This window comes from Streptomyces sp. WZ-12 (assembly GCF_028898845.1).
Lineage (GTDB): Bacteria > Actinomycetota > Actinomycetes > Streptomycetales > Streptomycetaceae > Streptomyces.
Genome location: NZ_CP118574.1, coordinates 6,305,577 through 6,323,774 on the forward strand (window position 1 = coordinate 6,305,577; position 18,198 = coordinate 6,323,774).

18 protein-coding genes and 1 pseudogene are annotated in these 18,198 nt (G+C 70.4%); 10 read left to right on the forward strand and 9 right to left on the reverse strand.

What is annotated here, in order from left to right; translation table 11 throughout:
- Positions 1-70: 70 nt before the first annotated feature.
- The gene (locus PV796_RS27245; protein ID WP_274916029.1) at positions 71-304 is read right to left on the reverse strand and encodes a DUF397 domain-containing protein; all 234 of its coding nucleotides are present in this window, start codon (positions 302-304) and stop codon (positions 71-73) included.
- A gap of 540 nt (positions 305-844) precedes the next feature.
- Here PV796_RS27245 and PV796_RS27250 point away from each other — a divergent pair.
- Positions 845-1,615, forward strand: coding sequence for a GNAT family N-acetyltransferase (locus tag PV796_RS27250; protein ID WP_274916030.1), 771 nt, complete (start codon positions 845-847; stop codon positions 1,613-1,615).
- Positions 1,612-2,508: a lysophospholipid acyltransferase family protein gene (locus PV796_RS27255; RefSeq protein WP_274916031.1), complete on the forward strand. Its 897-nt coding sequence runs from the start codon at positions 1,612-1,614 to the stop codon at positions 2,506-2,508. The genes PV796_RS27250 and PV796_RS27255 overlap by 4 nt, the downstream gene beginning before the upstream one ends.
- Here the strand turns inward: PV796_RS27255 and PV796_RS27260 are convergent.
- From PV796_RS27260 to glnII, 4 genes are all read right to left on the reverse strand, one after another.
- Positions 2,484-3,113 carry a winged helix-turn-helix domain-containing protein gene (locus PV796_RS27260; protein ID WP_274916032.1) on the reverse strand — a complete coding sequence of 210 codons (630 nt, stop codon included), beginning with the start codon at positions 3,111-3,113 and terminating at the stop codon, positions 2,484-2,486. The genes PV796_RS27255 and PV796_RS27260 overlap by 25 nt on opposite strands.
- A gap of 214 nt (positions 3,114-3,327) precedes the next feature.
- Positions 3,328-4,119, reverse strand: coding sequence for a rhomboid-like protein (locus PV796_RS27265; RefSeq protein ID WP_274916033.1), 792 nt, complete (start codon positions 4,117-4,119; stop codon positions 3,328-3,330).
- A 68-nt stretch (positions 4,120-4,187) separates the two neighbouring features.
- A complete protein-coding gene (locus PV796_RS27270; protein WP_274916034.1) occupies positions 4,188-4,745 on the reverse strand; it encodes a DUF6891 domain-containing protein in 558 nt (185 codons plus the stop codon).
- 139 nt (positions 4,746-4,884) lie between these two features.
- Positions 4,885-5,907 carry a glutamine synthetase gene (gene glnII, locus PV796_RS27275; RefSeq protein ID WP_274916035.1) on the reverse strand — a complete coding sequence of 341 codons (1,023 nt, stop codon included), beginning with the start codon at positions 5,905-5,907 and terminating at the stop codon, positions 4,885-4,887.
- A 591-nt stretch (positions 5,908-6,498) separates the two neighbouring features.
- On the opposite strand from glnII, the gene PV796_RS27280 reads away from it, so the two are divergent.
- The 6 genes from PV796_RS27280 (at position 6,499) to PV796_RS27305 (ending at position 11,933) form a co-directional block, all read left to right on the forward strand.
- Positions 6,499-8,070: an AMP-binding protein gene (locus PV796_RS27280; RefSeq protein ID WP_274916036.1), complete on the forward strand. Its 1,572-nt coding sequence runs from the start codon at positions 6,499-6,501 to the stop codon at positions 8,068-8,070.
- Between the two features lie 126 nt (positions 8,071-8,196).
- A complete protein-coding gene (locus PV796_RS27285) occupies positions 8,197-8,469 on the forward strand; it encodes a hypothetical protein (protein ID WP_274916037.1) in 273 nt (90 codons plus the stop codon).
- A 240-nt stretch (positions 8,470-8,709) separates the two neighbouring features.
- Positions 8,710-9,750: a beta family protein gene (locus PV796_RS27290; protein ID WP_274916038.1), complete on the forward strand. Its 1,041-nt coding sequence runs from the start codon at positions 8,710-8,712 to the stop codon at positions 9,748-9,750.
- 310 nt (positions 9,751-10,060) lie between these two features.
- Positions 10,061-10,312 (forward strand): hypothetical protein, encoded by a 252-nt coding sequence (locus PV796_RS27295; protein WP_274916039.1) that lies wholly within the window; start codon positions 10,061-10,063, stop codon positions 10,310-10,312.
- On the forward strand, positions 10,309-10,887 hold the full coding sequence (locus PV796_RS27300; RefSeq protein WP_274916040.1) for an RNA polymerase sigma factor: 579 nt from the start codon (positions 10,309-10,311) through the stop codon (positions 10,885-10,887). Before PV796_RS27295 ends, PV796_RS27300 begins: the two co-directional genes overlap by 4 nt.
- On the forward strand, positions 10,887-11,933 hold the full coding sequence (locus PV796_RS27305) for a hypothetical protein (RefSeq protein WP_274916041.1): 1,047 nt from the start codon (positions 10,887-10,889) through the stop codon (positions 11,931-11,933). Before PV796_RS27300 ends, PV796_RS27305 begins: the two co-directional genes overlap by 1 nt.
- A gap of 649 nt (positions 11,934-12,582) precedes the next feature.
- Here PV796_RS27305 and PV796_RS27310 read toward each other — a convergent pair.
- The 4 genes from PV796_RS27310 to PV796_RS27325 form a co-directional block, all read right to left on the reverse strand.
- On the reverse strand, positions 12,583-13,980 hold the full coding sequence (locus PV796_RS27310; RefSeq protein ID WP_274916042.1) for a hypothetical protein: 1,398 nt from the start codon (positions 13,978-13,980) through the stop codon (positions 12,583-12,585).
- A gap of 135 nt (positions 13,981-14,115) precedes the next feature.
- Positions 14,116-15,393 (reverse strand): tyrosine-type recombinase/integrase, encoded by a 1,278-nt coding sequence (locus PV796_RS27315; RefSeq protein ID WP_274916043.1) that lies wholly within the window; start codon positions 15,391-15,393, stop codon positions 14,116-14,118.
- Positions 15,386-15,652 carry a helix-turn-helix domain-containing protein gene (locus tag PV796_RS27320; RefSeq protein WP_274916044.1) on the reverse strand — a complete coding sequence of 89 codons (267 nt, stop codon included), beginning with the start codon at positions 15,650-15,652 and terminating at the stop codon, positions 15,386-15,388. Before PV796_RS27320 ends, PV796_RS27315 begins: the two co-directional genes overlap by 8 nt.
- Positions 15,653-15,801: 149 nt before the next feature.
- On the reverse strand, positions 15,802-16,050 hold the full coding sequence (locus tag PV796_RS27325; RefSeq protein ID WP_274916045.1) for a hypothetical protein: 249 nt from the start codon (positions 16,048-16,050) through the stop codon (positions 15,802-15,804).
- A 33-nt stretch (positions 16,051-16,083) separates the two neighbouring features.
- On the opposite strand from PV796_RS27325, the gene PV796_RS27330 reads away from it, so the two are divergent.
- Positions 16,084-16,314 carry a helix-turn-helix domain-containing protein gene (locus PV796_RS27330; RefSeq protein WP_274916046.1) on the forward strand — a complete coding sequence of 77 codons (231 nt, stop codon included), beginning with the start codon at positions 16,084-16,086 and terminating at the stop codon, positions 16,312-16,314.
- 526 nt (positions 16,315-16,840) lie between these two features.
- Positions 16,841-18,013 (forward strand): annotated as a pseudogene (locus PV796_RS27335) (DUF3631 domain-containing protein).
- Positions 18,014-18,198 lie beyond the last annotated feature (185 nt).

Genomic DNA, 18,198 nt, shown 5'->3' on the forward strand with positions numbered 1-18,198 from the left:
GTGATGGTCACCGGCGGACCGGGCCCGCCCCGGACGGGTGACCGCCCCCGCGCGGGCCCGTTGGCGGACGTCAGCCCGGAAGGTCGAACTCCCCGTCCCGGGCCCCCAGGACGAACGCCCGCCACTCGGCCTCGGTGTAGCGCAGCACGACATCGGGCTCGGTGGAGTTGCGCATCGCCACCGCGCCGCCCTCCAGGAAGGCGATCTCCACCGCTTCCGCTTCCGGGTCGCCGGGCGGGCGCTGCCAGGTGGCGTCGGAGATGTCGAGGCTGTAGAGCCATTCCTTGTCGGCTGCGGTGCCCATGTCCTGCTCCCCTTACTCGCGTGAGCTGTGCGCCGGCCAGCGTACGCGGCGCCGGGAGCGGCTTCCACCGGCGAACTGGGCCGCCCACGCTGCCGGTTACCGAAGCCGGCGGGATACCGGGCCATGGGGCCCGCCCGGTTGCTCTGCCGGCTGCCGTGCCACGCGCCGTGCCGCATGCCCTGCCGACGGTCCGGCTGACTGCCCCGCCGATTGGCCGAAATGCGTGCCTGAACCCGTCGCCCACCAACGGGAGTTCCGCGGAGCGCCGTCCCAAGGAGGAGGAGTGCCGTTCCAAGGAGGCGGGGCGACACCCCATGCTGCCCAAGGGGACGGGTGGGACGCAGCGCGCCCTCGGGGACGCCAGGGAACGCGCGCCTGGGGCCGCGCCGTCCAGTGTTCCGCCGCCCCTCACCCGTACGCTCCCTGCGCTTCACGCCCCCGGTCCTCGGGCGCGGGAACAGTCTGCCGCGTAGGAGATCCCCAGGTCATTGGGTCGCGCACCCGTAGGGAGCGGACCCGGCTCCACCCACGGAGGCCCTGATGAGCACGGCACCGACCACGTCCGCCGGCCGCCCCGCCGCTCCCGCCCCGGCCACCCCCGACTACACCGCCCTGATCGCCGACACCCCCGCCCTGGTCCGGGCCGCCCAGCGCCTGCGCCACCAGGTCTTCGCCGACGAGTGCGGCGCCACCCTGGACACCCCGCTTCCCGGCCACGACGTCGACCCGGTCGACGACCTCGCCGACCACCTCGTCGTCCTCCACCACCCCACCCGCACCGTCGTCGGCACCTACCGGCTGGTGCCCCCGGGGCGCACCCAACGCCTCTACTCCGACGGCGAGTTCGACCTCACCGTCCTCGACGCGGTGCGCCCCGCCCTGATCGAGGCCGGCCGCTCCTGCGTCCACCCCGACCACCGCAACGGCGCCGTCATCAACCAGATGTGGGCCGCCCTGGCCCGCTACACCCTGCTCTCCGGCCACCGCTACCTCGCCGGCTGCGCCTCCGTACCGCTCGCCGACGGGGGCACCTCCGCCGCGCACGCCTGGGCCCTGGCCCGCACCCGGTACGCCGCGCCGCCGGCGTTCCTGGTCAGCCCGCGCCGCCCCTGGCACCCCACCGCCCCGCTGCCCGAACGCCCCGCCGTCGCCCAACTCCCGCCGCTGCTGCGCGGCTACCTCCGGATCGGCGCCTGGCTGTGCGGCGCACCCGCCCACGACCCCGCCTTCGGGGTCGCCGACTTCTTCACGGTCCTGGACATCGAGCAACTCAGCGACCGCTACCGCCGCTTCTTCCTGGGGGACCGGTGAACGGCCCCTGGGACGTCAGCCCGGTCTGCGCCCCGAACTGCGCCGCGCACGCCGTTCCGCCCGTCCCGTTTTCCGGTACCGTCCGCCGCGCCGCCGTGTTCAGCGGCGCGGTGGGCCGCGCCCTGACGGACGGCCCGCACCTGACCGACCCGGTACGGCTACGGAGCCACGCCCGAGCCCTACTGGCGGCGCTGGGCGTCACGTTGGAGGCCCGGGGCATAGAGGCCGGGCCGACCCCGCTGTCAGTGACGGGGACGGCGCCGGGGGAGCGCCCCCCGGGAACCGCCGACGCCCCCATCCTCCCCACCACCCCCGGCACCCTCATCGTGCTCAACCACATCTCCTGGCTCGACATCGTCGCCCTGCTCGCGGTCGAACCCGTCACCCTGCTCGCCAAGCGCGAGGTCGGCCGGTGGCCGCTGGTCGGCGGCCTGGCCCGCCGCGCCGGCACGCACTTCATCGACCGCACCAGCCCCCGCCAACTCCCGCACACCGTCGCCGAACTGGCCGCGCTCCTGGCCGCCGGCCGCTCGGTGGTGGTCTTCCCCCAGGCCACCACCTGGTGCACCGCGGACCGGGGTACCTTCCGCCGGGCCACCTTCCAGGCCGCCCTGGACGCCGGCGCCCCGGTCCGCCCGGTGACCGTCGACTACGCCCAACAGGACCGCCCCACCACGGTGGCCGCCTTCTGCGGGGCCGACACCTTCGCCGCCTCGCTCCACCGGGTGCTCACCGCCCACGGGTTGGCCGTACGGGTCACCGTCCACCCGGCGCTCCCCACGGCGGGCCGCGACCTGGACCGGCGCACACTGGCGGCCGCCGCCGAGCGCGTCGTGCTCGGCGGCGACCGGGTGCCCCAACGGGCCGGTCAGGCGCTCGGCACGTACTTGTAGCCGACCCGGCGGACGGTCACGATCGAGCTGCGGTGCTCGGCGCCCAACTTCCGCCGCAGTCGCGCCACATGGACGTCGACGGTGCGGCCGTCGCCGACGTGCCCGTAGCCCCACACCGTGGTCACCAACTGGTCGCGGGTGTGCACCCGGTGCGGATGCGCGACCAGATGGGCCAGCAGCTCGAACTCCAGGTACGTCAGGTCCAGTTGGCGGCCCAGGACGTGCACGGTCCGCTGCTCGGGGTCGATCCGCACCGTCTCGTCGCCGGTCCGGGCGGCAGGGGCGGGCTCGGCGGGCGGCTGCGGCGGGCCGGGGGTCTGTTCGGCGGGCACCAGGACGAGGTAGCCGACCATCGGCGGCTGGCCGGGCAGGGCGGGCAGGCTGTGCTGCGGCGCCGGGAGCCAGGTCGCGCCGGAGTTCAGCAGCTCGGCGACCTGTTGGGCGCTGTGCCGTGGCGCTATCCCCGGACGGAGCTCGGGGGCGGCTCCACGGGCGGCGGCGGGGGCTTCGTCGGGTGCCACCGCCCGAAGCCGGTGGCGGTGGTGGGGCGGATGGGGAACGGCGGCCGTGGGGGAATCGGCAGGAACGGTACGGAGATTGGCCATCGAACGTCAGCTCTTTCGCGCAAGGGGACCGTCGGGGAGGTCATGCGCGCGGGCTAGGCCGGGACACCGGTCAGCGGTGTCGGGAAGGAGGATGCGGGCCCGCGCTCAGTGCGCGCAGCAACACAGACGGTCGAAGGCGTGCGCCTGTCGGGACGGCCAGAACGGCTCAAGGTCGCTGCGACCCGTCGCGGTGTCTGTAAGGCTGGCCATGGCCCTATTGAACCAGACGGCCCTTGATCTGTCTTTCACACCACCCCCGTTGTGACGCGATCCCGTCGCCCGCCGGTCGCGCACCCCCGCGCGCCGAGGGCGGGCCGGCGCTGACTGCCGCTTCCCGCACCGGAGTTGTCGAAGCGGCCGCTTCTGCGGACGCCCGCCCGGTGGCCGGAAAACGTCCCCGCGCCGCTGTGCGCACGGCCCCGACCGCCACCCCGAGGGCCAGCGCCGTCAGATGCCCGGCATCGGTGAACGTCCGGCCGCGGCGGACCACCGGCACCGCGCCCAGCGCCAGCAGCCCGCCGGACGCCGCCACGCGCGCACCCCGGTGCGGCAGCGACGCGGCCAGCGCGCCGAGCGTGGCGTAGAAGCCGTAACTCGCCCCGACGTCGACGGCGTGCGCGGTGGCCCCGCCCGCGGCGCCGGCGTCGCCGGGCGCACCCGGTATCGGCGGCGCGACCGCCTCCGGCCGGGCCCCGGGCCGCCCCCGCAGGCCCGCGTAGATCAACAGGCTGGCACCCACGTGCCCGGCCGCGAACACCGCCGCCGTGCACCCGGCGCCCCACCGCGCCTCGGCCGTCCCGAGCGCCGCCAGCAGCGCGACGCCGTACGCCGGCGATATCGGTCGCTCCGCGAAGGCCGCGCTGGTGGCCAGCGTGCCCCACCGGCCGGCGCGCAGATTGGCCACGTTGGTGGAGTGCGCCCGCAGCAGCGCCGTACGTCGCGACGCCGGCAGCCGGGCGGTGGCGTACACCCCGAGCTGCAGCGCCCCCACATACAGCGGCGTCATCCACGGCAGCGCCCGACGTCCCGGCACACCTCGCCCCCAACGCCCCCTCATATCCACGTTCATGCCTTTCACCCCGACTGTTCGTCTCGTTCCCTTCGCGTCGTACCCCGCCGCACCCCGCCCTCCCCGGGCCGCCCGCCGCGCCGCCTCACACCCCGAAGGACAGCCGCTTGCGCCAGTGCAGCGGGGAAGATCTCGATGACCTCCGCCGAGTCGCCGTCCCCCTCCACCGAGGGCCCGGCGCCGGCCAGTTCGGCCGCCACCGTCCGCCCGGTCTCCGCGCGGTCCGCGCCGTAGTCGGCGTACGCGCCGTAGCGCACCGAGAGGCCGTGCCCCTCCGTCGCGGCCTCGGCGCCATGGTGGGAGAAGAAGACGAACCCCTGGTCGCCCGCGGCCCGTTCGCCGGATATCTCACCGAGCGCGCGGGGTGCGCGGTACTCCACGGCGAACGGTCCGTCGCCCTCCCGCCAGCTCTGGAGGAAGGCGCGGTCCGCCGCGGGGACGCGCTCGGCGGTGACGAGGCGGTCGTCGGCCGCGCCGATCCGCCGCGGCGGCGCGGTCAGTTCGTCCGCGGCCGGGCGGCAGGCGCCCGGCCCGGACGCGGTCGTGACGGTGATCGCAAGCATGTCCCCAGCGTGCCACCCGCCACTGACAACCGGCCCCGGCCGCCCGGCGGTTGACCCCGCGCCGGTCACCCGGGCACGCGGAAGGGGCCGGACCAGCCGGTCCGGCCCCGTTCACCCGCGCGTCGCTCCGCGCCGGGCCTCACACCTGTTCGCGCCGCTCCAACTCCGCGCAGCAGGTGTCCACGATCAGCCGGGACACCACGTAGGGGTCCACGTTGGCGTTCGGCCGGCGGTCCTCGATGTAGCCCTTCTTCTCGACCTCGACCTGCCACGGGATGCGCACCGAGGCGCCGCGGTCCGAGGCCCCGTACGAGTAGCTGTCCCAGGGCGCGGTCTCGTGCGCACCCGTCAGCCGCTCCTCGATGCCGGTGCCGTACTGGCGGACGTGCTCCAGCGGCTTGCCGTCCGCGCCCAGCGCCTCGCAGGCGGTGATGATCGCGTCGTAGCCCTCGCGCATCGCCCGGGTCGAGAAGTTGGTGTGCGCGCCCGCGCCGTTCCAGTCGCCCTGGGCCGGCTTGGCGTCCAGGGAGGCGGTGACGCCGTGCTCCTCCGCCGTACGGTGCAGCAGCCAGCGCGCCACCCACATGTGGTCGGAGACCTCCAGCGGGGCCAGCGCGCCCACCTGGAACTCCCACTGGCCGGGCATCACCTCGGCGTTGATGCCGGACATCCCCAGGCCGGCCGCCAGGCAGCGGTCGAGGTGCTGCTCGACGATCTCCCGGCCGAAGATCTCGCCGGCGCCGACGCCGCAGTAGTAGCCGCCCTGCGGGGCCGGGAAGCCGCCGCCCTCGGGGAATCCCAGCGGGCGCTCGCCCTTGAGGAAGGTGTACTCCTGCTCGATGCCGAAGATCGGCTCCTGGGCGGCGAAGCGCTCCGCCACCGGGCGCAGCAGGGCCCGGGTGTTGGAGGGGTGCGGCGTGAGGTCGGTGTGCAGTACCTCGCAGAGCACCAACAGGTGGTCCCCGCCGCGGATCGGGTCCGGGCAGCTGAAGACCGGGTCGAGCACGAGGTCCGATGCGTGGCCCTCGGCCTGGTTGGTGCTGGATCCGTCGAAGCCCCAACGGGGCAGCTTGCTGCCGTCCTGCAAGATCTTGGTCTTGGAGCGGAGCTTGGCGGTCGGCTGGGTGCCGTCGATCCAGATGTACTCGGCCTTGATGGTCACGAAGGTCCTCTTAATACGGGTCGGTGCGGGTACGCGTGCGGGCGTACCGCTGCACTCTCGCAACAGGCCGTTTCCCGTCCGTTGCCCGTATGTGAACCGCAGGTTACCCAGTCGGACATCCTCTGATTCTGCGACGATTCACCGCAAAACGCCTGACAATCTCTTGGCGATGCCACTCGCCCATGCTCCCGCAGCAGCCCCTCGGACCCCAAGTTCCGGATCCCGCGCCCCAGTTCGGGCGCCTCGACGCGCAGGCTGGCCGCGGTGTCGTCGACGTGCCAGTCGGGCGCGGCCGGCCGTCGCGGCGAGAGGCGGTGGGCCGGCGGAGGCGGGAACCGTAGCCCCGCCGGGCCGTTGCCGTCGCGCCCTGTAGGAGGCGGCCGGCGATCCGCCCCCGTCCAATTCGCCACGAAAACAAGCGGAATGCCCAAAACGTGCGACGCGTTCCGCCCCACCCCTACCCCCACCTCCCGCTCATGGCCCCAAAGGCATGACCACATGGCGTATTTGGTCGTGGAAGGCACGACCGTCCGCCGCTTAGCGTCACCTCTGCCGGCCCGTCCCTCCGTCCTCACCAGGAGCGCACCCACCATGTCGTCCCAACCGCCGTTCACCAGCTACGTCGAGCTCCTCCTCGCCGCCCTCGCCCGCGACCCCGACCGCCCCGCCGTCACCGCGCCCGACGGCAACACCGTCACCGCCGGCCACCTGAGCGCCACCGTTCACCGCATGGCCGCCGTCCTCGCCGCCCACGGCGCCGGCCGCGGCCGGACGGTCTCCGTCCTCAGCCGCAACCGCCCCGACGCGCTCGCCGCCCGTTACGCCGTCAACCTCGCGGGCGCGCGGGTGGTGCTCCTCTACGACGGGATGGCCGCCGAGACGCTGTCCCGGGTGGTCGAGAGCGCGGACACCACCCTCCTCCTGGTCGACCCCGACCTCCACGACACCGCCCACGCCCTCCTGGACGGTTTCACCGGCCCTCGCCCCCAGGTCATGACCCTCGGCCCGCTCCCCGCCGACGCCGCCCCCCTCGGCCCCGACCTGCTGGCCGCCTGCGCCGCCCTCCCCGACACCCCCACCGTCGCCGGGACCGCCCGCCCCGAGGACGACTGGTGCATCCGCCACACCGGCGGAACGACCGGCGTCCCCAAGGGAGTTCAGATGGCGCACGCCCCGTTCGCCGCGATGCTCGCCCAGGCGCCCCTGGGGGCGGCCGGCGATCCGCCCCGCCTCCTGGCCTGCACCTCGCTGGCCCACATGGCGGGCATCATGAGCGACCTCACCCTGGTGGCCGGCGGCACCGTCGTCCTCCACCGGGACTTCGACCCGGCCGCCGTCCTGTCCACCGTCGCCCGCGAACGCATCACCCACCTCTGGCTGTTGCCGCCGCTCCTCTACCGCCTCCTCGACGACCCCACCTTCCGCACCACCGACCTCGGTTCCCTCACCCGCATCACCTACGGCGGCTGCCCCGCCTCCGCGCCCCGGATGCGGCAGGCGGCCGAGGCGTTCGGCCCGGTCCTCTACGGCTGGTACGGCCAGTCCGAGGCGATGGCCATCACCGAGGCCGGCCCCGCGGACCACGCCGACATCCGTCCCGACGCCCCGATGACCGTCGGCCGCCCGCTCCCCGGTGTCACCCTCGCCATCCGCGACCCCGAGGGCCGCGACCTGCCGCCGGGTGAGCCCGGCGAGGTCCACGTACGCTCCGCCGGCGCCATGCGCGGCTACTGGAAGCGCCCCGACCTCACCGCCCAGGTGCTGCGCGGCGGTTGGGTGCACACCGGGGACGTCGGCTACCTGGACACCGACGGCCGCCTCTACCTCGTCGACCGCCTCAAGGACGTCATCATCGTGGTCGGCGGCCACGTCCACCCCGCCGAACTGGAGGACCTCCTCCACACCCACCCCGCCATCGCCCACGCCGCCGTCTACGGCGTCCGCACCCCCGACGAGACCGAAGAGGTCCACATCGCCCTCGTCCCCGCCCCCGGCCACTCCGCCGACGACCTCACCCTCCCCACCCTCCGCACCTACATCACCACCCACAAGGGCGCCCTCTACGCCCCCACCGCCATCCACCTCCTCGACGCCATCCCCCTCACCCCCGTGGGCAAACCCGACAAGAACCTCCTCCGCAACCTGCCCCACCCCACGCCCTGATCCCTCCCCCGCACACCGAGTCCGCTCCCCGCCCAAATCCCCCCTGGCCAGGGGCTTTTGTCAGTGCCCCGCAGTAAAATGGGAACCAGAAAGTGAGGGTCCACCGAGCTCCAGGAGGTCCGCCGGATGGCCGTTGCCGCACCCATGACGAAACCCCTCCCGACCCACCCACTGCCCAAGAAACCGCTCCCCGCCGGCTGGCCCCGCGAGCGGTACGAATCCCACCACCGCCGCCTGAAGGCCATGCGCCTGGCCATCGCCCTCCTCGACACCGGCACCTACCGCCCCGAACAGGCCACCAACCCCACCATCCGCACCACCGCCCAATCCATAGGCGTCCACCACCCCTCCGACACCACCTGCCGCCTGGTCCGCGCCCTCCTCTACGACAACTGCTGAACGCCGCGGCGGGGGTGAGTACCGCCAACCGCCCGCCCTGGGACGCCACATACGCACCCGGGGCGGGAGTCGACGAGTGCCGGCGAGCGGCTGCCGATGAGTAGAACGCTCCATCCTCATCAGCCTGATTTGCCCTGTTCATCCAGCCCAGCCTCGGTCACCCTGACAGTGGCCGCACAAGCGTCGAGCACCATGCGCCGAGCGGCGAGGCGGGGCGGGGCAGAGGACATGGGGGCGGGGATGGCCTATGTGCCGATTCTCAAAGGCAAGGCGGGTGAGTTCAGAGCTCTGGAGCACGCGACCTCCGACGTGAGGGAGCGGCTCCGACCAGTGATGGAGATCGTGCCCGACCCTGATGTGCGGGACGTCCTCGAAACGTTCTGCCGTCATGCCATGGACGCTGTCCCGCTGGGCGAGATGCTGACGGTCGACTGCGGGGCACTGCCCACGCAGCAGGTCCTGCAGGAAGACGCTGGCGGGCCCGTGGCACGGATCAGTGAGTCTCTCGCACTCAGAGGCATCGAACTGTGCCCGGTAGTGCGGCTCACGGATGGCCAGGAATCGGTGCGTGAAGCCCGCGAGGCCGTGGCTGGACATGGGAGGGGCGTTTGCCTGCGCATTCCCGTCACACCGTCCGCGGCGATGCCGTCGCCCTCTCCCGACCTGCACGGTGTCCGACGGCTGCTGAAAGCCCTCTCCGTGGACGTCGACGAGACGGACCTGCTCCTGGACGCGGGACCCGTTCACGCCGGGGCCCGTGCCAAGACGTTGGAAGGGTGCCTGCTGGCAGCCCTGGACCGGCTGGCCCGATGGCCGTGGCGCCACGTCTGCGTGGCTGCCGGGGGCTTCCCGCCGAACCTCAAGGGTTTCCCGCGGGGGAAGGCCACCGCCGTCGCCCGCCACGACGCGCGCCTATGGCAGCAAGTCACCGAACGCTGGAACGGCGAGCCGCCCGACTTCGGGGATTTCGGAGTGACGCACCCGCACATGCCGGCGAAGTCCCGTCGCCCTCCTGACCCCAATATGCGCTACACCACCAAGACCGACTGGCAGGTGTTCGTCTACCCCCGCATCCGTGCTGGGAACGACGACTTCTTCGTACTGAGCGAGGATCTGGTGGCCTCGCCGTACTGGCCCACGGCCGGCTCCGGTACATCATGGGGCGACCAGCAGGTGCTGGAATGCGCCCGACGCCGTCGACCGAAGGCGGGCGGCGGCACGGAGTGGAGGGCTTGGGCCACCTCACACCATCTCGCCGTCGTGGCAACGGAGTTGGGGTAACCCCTGCGAAGGGTGTGCCCCAATACAGCCTGCCTCTCCAGGGCATCGAGGTCGGTCATGACGTCGTTCTCCGAGATGTCCGTGCGGGGGGCTTCGTCGAGGAGTCGACCCGACGTTCGGCAGCACCGGTCGTTGAAGTTGGCCGCCCCGGTCGTTTGTTCAAGCGCCCGCCCGTCTTCCCTGTCGCGGGTAACGGCTGCGGGACGCGGCCGGGAGAACGTCTCGGTTCCGAGTTCACGATCAAGGCCTATGGAGGCTCTTACTAGATGGAGGGCGCCCTGGGTTCATCGCCTGTTCGGGAAAGGACAAGATGAATACCGCGACAGTTGTCATCACCATTGGATCGATCATCGCCACCAAGTCGTGTGCCCTGCTGAGCCTTTGGATGCGGCTGCGTTGGCGGGTGCGTCGTGAGCAAGCCCGGCATCAGTACGTAGTCGGTGTTGCCGAGGCGGTGGCCAACGGCGCCCGGTTGAAGCTCGAAGAACGGTGTGGCAGAGAATGTTGCTTCCGTATGGAAATCACTCACGGCTCGACCGACCGGGAGGACCGGGCGGCGTGAGTGATTACGATCCAGAAGAAGGCGCCAACTCCTCGGCGACTGCTCCTGTCATAAGCCACGGTCCGTCCAAGGAACACCACCAGTTACGGCACGAGTCGGATGCGGAGTTCTCCGCCTTCTATCGCGAAACCATTCGGCCACTGGCGGCCTTCCTGATCAACCAGGGTGCCACCGTGCATGTTGCTGCGGACATCGCCCAGGACACCATGACCACTGCCTATCGGCGCTGGAATGACCTGCGTACGCCCAAAGCCTGGGCGTACAAGGTGGCTTCCCGAGCGCTGATCCGAAAGATTGCTGCCGTCGAAGAAGACCTGGTCGACGACCTTCCTGAACCGACATCACTGCTGACCCGCCCGGATGCCATAGCGGAGTGGGAGGCCCGGCACGACGCGCTGCCCCTCTTGCGCAGCTTGCCGCCCAGACAGCGTCAGATCCTGGCCTGGACGATGGCCGGCTTCACGCCTGGAGACATCGCGAACGAGCTCGATCTGCCGGCCGACACCGTACGCGCCAACCTCAAAAAGGCTCGCCGCGCCGCGGTCGCCTACCTCGGGGTACGGGAGGAGGAATAGTGACCCATCGCCTGGAACGAGGCTCCGGCGGCCAGGCCGTGAACAAGTGGCTCGACCAGCACCAGCACACCCTGCTCACCACTCTGGACATAGTCTTCGACACCGAGGCAGGCTTGCGTGAAGTCTTGTTCCAGTCCCGCCATGACTCTGCCGTGGATGGCCTCGACGCCATCCTCGACGCTGAAGCCGGCCTCAAAGCCATTCTGCCCGCTCCCGTCCAGCCTCCGCCCACCACACGTCCTGTCGTACGCGAGGTGCCGCACCAACACGCACGTGTAAGGGGCACCTTTCACTCTGTCGCCCCAACCGACCGCATGGCTCTTCGGGGCAACCCCGAGGTCACTGCGGCAAGTTACAACCTCGGCCGGGCTCTCGACCTCATGCGTAACCCAGACCCTGACCTCGTCCTTGACCGTGCCCTCAACCTTGCCCGAGACCTGGCTCTGGACCTGAGCCGTGCCCGCGACCTCGACTTCGGCTGCGACTTCAGTGTCGACGACGACCTGGATCGCGATCTCACCCGCGCCTGTGTCCTCGCTGGCAATCTCGCCGGCAGTCTCAACACGGCCCGCGCTCGCGATCTCGTCCACGACCTCAACATCGCGCGTGACCTCAACATCGCCCGTGTCCACGATCTCGGCGCCGCTCGCAACCGTGCCCGCGACCTCAACGCCGTCCTCGGCCTCGCCTGGGGCATGGGCGGTGACCTCGGCCGTGCCCGGGCCCTGACATGTGCTCTCGTTGACGTCCGGGTCAACCAGGTTGGTCGCGCCATCGGTCTGGCACTCCGCAGGGAACTGCCTGCCTTCGACAAGGACTCGTTGCATGCGTTCCTGCACGACTTCACTACAGCCGATCTGAGTTCCGCCGACCTGAACGGCATTGACCTCAGCAGGGTGCGCTGGTCCGAGCACGGAACGAAGTGGCCACCGGCAGTGGATGTCGGAGACCTCAAGGACCGTTCGACGGAAACCACACCGGGCAGTAAGACCTGGATCGTCCGGTCGGGTACCGCAACCATCCGGGACTTGGCCGGAATGGGCTAGGGCCCGTTTCTGCGATCCGCGTCGAGCCAGGGTGGAACTCTGACCGGTGCCAGGAAACCGGGCGGAGAAGCTGAGTGCGCCGAGCGATCAACAATCGTCGGGTGTCGTCACCGGTAACCCCATTCACCGGTCCGCAACGAAGAAGATGCAGACGGGGCGTCAACGTGGTCGACCGTCGAGGGGAAAGAACCCCGACGCACCGGTCGAAGCAAGTGAGGGCCCGCAAACGCAGCGAGGTAATTACCTTCAAGGCGCTTCCTGCATACAGGACACTGGTGAACACGCGGACCTGTGACAAAAACAGGGGCTGGTTGCACCGTCCCCGTATACAACCGTCGGCCGTGTGCTCCCGAAACGGGAAGCACACGGCCGACGGTCCTAAAACGGCCCAGGGAGGCAGAATCCCACCCGGATCCGCGGTGTTCTTAGATGTCGAAGTACAGCTATACGAACCGTCTGACCTGCGCGGATCCATGCTGACCGACGGGTCCGGTGCACAATCGGTGCACATGGCAGGGAAGGCAGGTGTTTGTCTGGGCCTGCTGACCGGTTAGCGCACCCTCAGCCGGGCCATGACCTATTTGAGGCGGCGCATCACTGGTCGCCGCCGGCCGGACGAGCTCCACTCGTCGGGAGCTCTGTGAGCGCGCTACCGGGCGGCCTTGGCGCACGGCGAGGCGCGATGGGAGACGAATCTAATACGGGCATCCTCCAAACGGATGCTCGTCTTCCGGCTGCTGGCAGGATCCCAGAACTCGACTCGGTCGCCGGATTGCGTGAAGATCACCACCGGATGGTCGTGGGGAGGCGGTGTCCCGTAGTATGGCGCCTCGGAAGAGGTCGGTTCCACGCACGCGTACTCGGCGCTGACGCCGAAGTACTCCGGGATGTCCCGGCCAGCCGAGGCGAGCGCGCGGTTCTCCGCGCCGTTGCGGGCCGCCGTGTGGAGGACGAGCAGGCTGAATAGCATGCCCATGCCTATACCCAGGGTCATCGCGGGTGCCCAGGACAGCCACAGCCCCTGGACCCGCAGGGAGGGGGCGAGGAGCCGCATCCAACCCAGGTACGCCACCGGCAGCAGCGCAGCCGAGACGAACACACACAGCACCCAGAGCCCCGCCTGGATGTCGCCCAGCCCGTCGGTCTCTGGCGCGGGGCGCACCCCAAATGCCGACAAGTAGGCCCGCTGGACGAGCGTCCCGAGCCACGGCACGAGGGGAACCACGAGCGGTACTGCCAGCGGGACGAGCCACGGAAGCGCGCGGTGCGTGGGGGTGCGCCGCGCCGCCAGGTACGTTCCACCCAGCAGGTAGCCTCCGACCGCAACCACGAGCGGGCCGCCAATCCGTGGGCTGTCCGCGCCGATCGCGGGCCAGAGCCCGGCGCCGAGCAGACAGATCGCTGTCGCAGTAACGACGAGCGCTAGGGCGGCCAGAGCATGCCAGCCCCGGGACGCTGAGGGCCTGCCGACTTCATGGACGCCCGGGTCCAGTCGCCGCAGTACCAGCGGGTGGTGCGAAAGCGCGGCCCTGGCGGCGCGTCGGGTGCGTGCCAGGCGGCGTTCCCGGGGCTCGTCGAGCCCGGCCGGGACGCGGACCAGCCGGACAGTGCCCGCATGCGGGTCGTGCTCGCCCGTCCGCATGGCCGAGTGGAGGGCGTGGCGGAGCCGTCGGTTCACTGGCCTCCGCCTGCCCCGCAGGTGCCACTCGATCTGCGGCTGGTGGACGCGCTCCACGAGCGTGGCGTCACGGCAGTGCAGGGAGAGTTCGGCGTTCTGGGCCAGCGTGTCCAGGGTGGCGACCGCCTGTTCCACCGCTGTCTCGCGCACGCCGCGGATACGGACTTCGATCACGCGGAGCGTCCAGCTGGTCTCCGTGGTCACCGTGGTCTCCCCGGCCAGCGGCTCGCGTAGGGGCCAGCCCATCGCGTCGCACACCTGCCGGAGCAGGTCCAGCTCCTCAGGGCGGTTCAGGACTGAGGCGACGACGTGGACGCGGCGGTTGAAGGGCTGCGTGGCTGGGCCCGATGCTGAAGTCGACGTGCTCATAAGGTGATTCTGCCGTCACATCCCTGTGCGCCGCCCGGCCCCGGCACGCTGGCAGCTCCGTGGGCCATCCCAGAACTATTCCGGTCAAGGCATAGTCCGCCGGCCACACTTCGGGAATCTGGCGAGTCATCTCGGTTAAGCCGCGAACCGGTACCGCTTACCGATCGCCTTGCGGGCCTTCTCGACCGCGCCCGTCACGCGGTGGACGTACCGCCGCAGCGTGAACGCCGGATCCTCGTGGCCGAGGAGATCGGCGAGGGTGTAGACGTCGACACCTTCGTTGATAGCCTCGGAAGCGAAGAGGTGCCGCAGAGCGTGCATCATCTTGTCCCGGCACTCTTCCCACTTGCGCCCCTTGCCAACGGGCTTGTCGTTGAGGGCATTTATCGCCCCGATCGCCTCCAGAGCCTCCTTCCAGAGGTAGTTGAAGTAGTTCTTGTTCAGCGGTTTGCGCTCCCGCGTGGTGAACACCAGGCGCACGGTGACCGGTTCACCGTCCTTGGTCATCCACGGCAGGGTGACCTCGACCGGCGGGTGCTTGCGCATGTGCTCGGCGAGCCGCACGGCCAACTCGTCGCCGACCGGCACGAAGCGGTCCTTGGGGTCATCATCGGTGCCACCCTTCGGAGGGGCGAAGACGAGCGTGCCGCGGTCGTGGGTGATCTGGCGGCGTATGTGAACGACCTTGTCCTTCTGCAGCCAGTTGACGTCCTCGGGGCTGAACCCGAAGATCTCGCCCTGTCGCATGCCGAGTCCTCGGCCGCAGTCGACGGTGGCCTGGTAGCGGTCGGGTAGGTGCTCGCGCACGGCGTCCGTCTGTTCCCAGGACAGCGGCACGTCCTTCGCCGCCTTCTTCGAGCGCCTCGGCTTGACGCGCTTCACCGAGCCTGTCTCACAAGGGTTCTTGGCGATCAGGTCGTCGTCCACGGCCATGGCCAGTATCGACGACAGGTGCGTGAAGATCAGCCCGACGGTCGTCTCGTCCAGCACCTGCAGCCGGCGCTTGATCCAGGTCTGCACGGTGGACGACTTGATCTGGCGCAGTTTGAGTGAGCCCAGCGGCCCGATGATGTGGTTGCGGACGCGGGACTCGTACTGTGCGTGGGTCCGAGGATTGTCGAACGTCTGGTTCTCCAACCACCGCTCGGCCACTGCCTTGAGCTGGGCCTCGCCCTTCCTGGGGTCGACATACGTGCCGTCGTCGACGCTGCCCTGCATCTTGGTGAGATGTTGCCGGGCGTCCTCGTACCGGTCGAAGCTCTCGCTCTGCTGCTCGCCGTCGGGGTCGCGCCACCGGGCCAACCACCTCTTGCCGCGACCGTGTTCGCGAGAGGGGACCTTGTTGTGGGCCGTGCACTTCTCCTCGTCGGCCTGCGGCCGCTTCTTGTGCCAGCGGTCGTACGGCTCAGCCACGTGGCGCCGCCAGGGAGACCGGGAGCAGGGAGGCAGGAGCAACGCGGAGGGCGGTGGCGATGACGACGAGGTCGTCGACGTCGCAGCGGCGGCGGGCGCGTTCGGTGCGGCTGACGGCGGTGTTGGTGAGCGGTCGTCCGAGGGCGGTGCAGCGCTCGGCGAGCTGCTGCTGGGAGTGGGCGCGGGCCAGGCGCAGGTGCTCGATATTGCGGGCAGCCTGGATTCCGGCGGGGCCTGTTTCTACGGGTCGTGTTGCCATGACGGACAGCTGTAACTCGAATTGCCGGGTCGTGGCAAGAGTTAGTTCTAAAACTCTCCAGTACTCGTAGGCGCGGGGAATTGTCGACCGTGACGTCCGATTCGGTGAGGCCGGAATTCTGTGCTACGGTCCGCGCCGCCGCTGCGGCACTAGGCAACAGCACCCCCTTCGCAGCCCCGCTGGCCTCGGCGTTCGCGGCCAGCGATCCGGTCGGCACCGCTGGGATTTTCCGGCAAGAAACGGACAGATGTGGCGCGGGGCTTTTCGCTGATGAAGATCAACAGCGAATTAGGGTCTACGGTTTTAGTCCACTCGGCGAGGCGCCGTTTGGTGTGGCCGCCGGAGTGTCCGCAAAATGCTGCTGGATGCGGCAGGAAACCTGTGGCTATCTTGTCCATCCCCGAATCCCCGAATCCCCGCGAAGGAGCCCCATGCCCAAAACCCCACGCCTCGCAGCGCCCTCCGGCACGGAGGATCGTGCGCCGCTGGCCACGCCGGAGGACGTCGCCGCCTACCTCGGTGTGCCGGTGAAGACTCTCTACCAGTGGCGGCACCGCCGGATCGGCCCGAACGCCCTCAAGGTCGGCCGACACCTTCGCTACCGCTGGGCGGAGGTGGATGCGTGGCTTACTGCCCAGTCCGCGTACGACCTCACGGCATAGCCGGCGCCGGAGCAGTGCGGCCCTCGGCGCGCCAACGCCGAGGGCCGGAGATTCCCCTGCACAGCACTCATCCCTGAACGAACGAGCCTGCAAGGGGCGGGACCTAGCCCGTCCTGCCCCTTGCCAGAGAGGAACGTCTATGGAGGACTCTACGTCCCCCACCACCACGAACACATCCCCCACGATCTGGCCTACGGCCGCGATCCCCGGTCAGGGCATCCCCTATCGCCGCGCGGACCAGGCGGACAAGCGGTCCCCGAAAGCCGCGGTCCCGATATCCACGCCCAGCGGAAACGTGCAGGCCAGCGGCGCGAAAACGGGGACCGGTCCCCAAGCTGCGGGCATTGCACCAGGGGACCGCAACGGGGACCGTGATTCTGATCCCCGGCAGTCGCTGGGGACCGACGGTCCCCTGGCGGAGGCCGTGCAGCACAATGCCCCGGTCCCCGATGAGGGATCGGGCATCGGGGACCACGAAGGCGCCGGCGTCGAGGCGGCCGGTGACGGTGCCGCGCTGCTGGATGAGTTGCGGGCGGCGATCGGCAAGTACGTGGTGCTGCCCAGCCAGGAGGCGTTGACCGCGGTCACGCTGTGGGTGGCGGCGACGCACATCCAGACCGCGTTGCAGCACGCACCTCGCCTGGCGGTGATGAGTCCGACGAAGGGCTGCGGCAAGTCCCGTGTCCTGGACGTGCTCCACGAGACCGTCCACAAGCCGATGATGACGGTGAACACTTCCCCGGCGGTCATCTTCCGCGTCATCGGCAAGATCCCGCCCACCCTGCTGGTGGACGAGGCGGACACCATCTTCGGCCCCAAGGCGAGTGGCGACAGTGAGATCCTGCGCGGTCTGCTGAACGCGGGCCATCAGCGCAACCGGCCCGCCTGGCGCATCTCCGGACCCGAGCACAAGCCCACCCCGTTCCCGACCTTCGCGATGGCCGCGATCGCGGGAATCGGTGACCTTCCGGACACGATCACGGACCGGGCGGTCGTGCTGCGGATGCAGTAACGCAAGCCCGGTGAGAAGGTCGCTCCGTTCCGGTCGCGGTACGCGGTGCCCGAACTCAACGCGCTGCGTGACCAGTTGGCTGCTTGGCTGGTCCCGTTGCGGAGCACGGCTGCCCGCATGGTGCCCAAGATGCCGGTGGAGGACCGGGCGGCGGACACCTGGGAGCCGCTGGTCATCATCGCCGACCTGGCCGGCGGCCACTGGCCCACCAGCGCTCGCGCCGCCTGCCTGGCCATGACCCGGCACGAGGCGGTCCAGGACGAGCAGACCAGCCTGAAGACGCGGCTGCTGCGCGACATCCACCGCATCTTCGAGCGGGAGAACAACCCCGAGGCGCTGTCCAGCCAGGATCTGGTCGCCGCCTTGATCCAGGACGCCGAGGCCCCGTGGGCGGAGTACGGCACCAAGGGCCTGAACGCCTACCACCTGAGCATCCTGCTGCGGGACTTCGACATCCGCCCGGCCAACTACCGCTTCGACAAGGGCAGGCAGGCCAAGGCGTACATGCGCAATCGGTTCCTGGACGCCTGGGCCCGGCACTGCCCTGACCTCAGTGAGACGGCATCTGGCCCGGGACAGGGGGCCGCGCCCGCGCGCCTGGCCCACAGGCTGCCGTCCGCCGCGCCGACGGGGTCGCTGCCCATCGGTCCGCCCGGCGGCACTACTGGCCCTAAGCGCGCCCGTTAACCCGCCTTCCCTGGGTCCGTAGCAATCCGTCGCGTCCGTCCCCGCGCAGGTCAGCGCGGGGACGGACGTCCTCATCGGGACGGGCTTCTCCGTACCAGCAGCCGCGTCCGTACCTGCTCTGACCAGCCCTGCAACGGATGCGACGGACGTGACGAAGTCCCGCCCACACACCACTGGAGCACCAC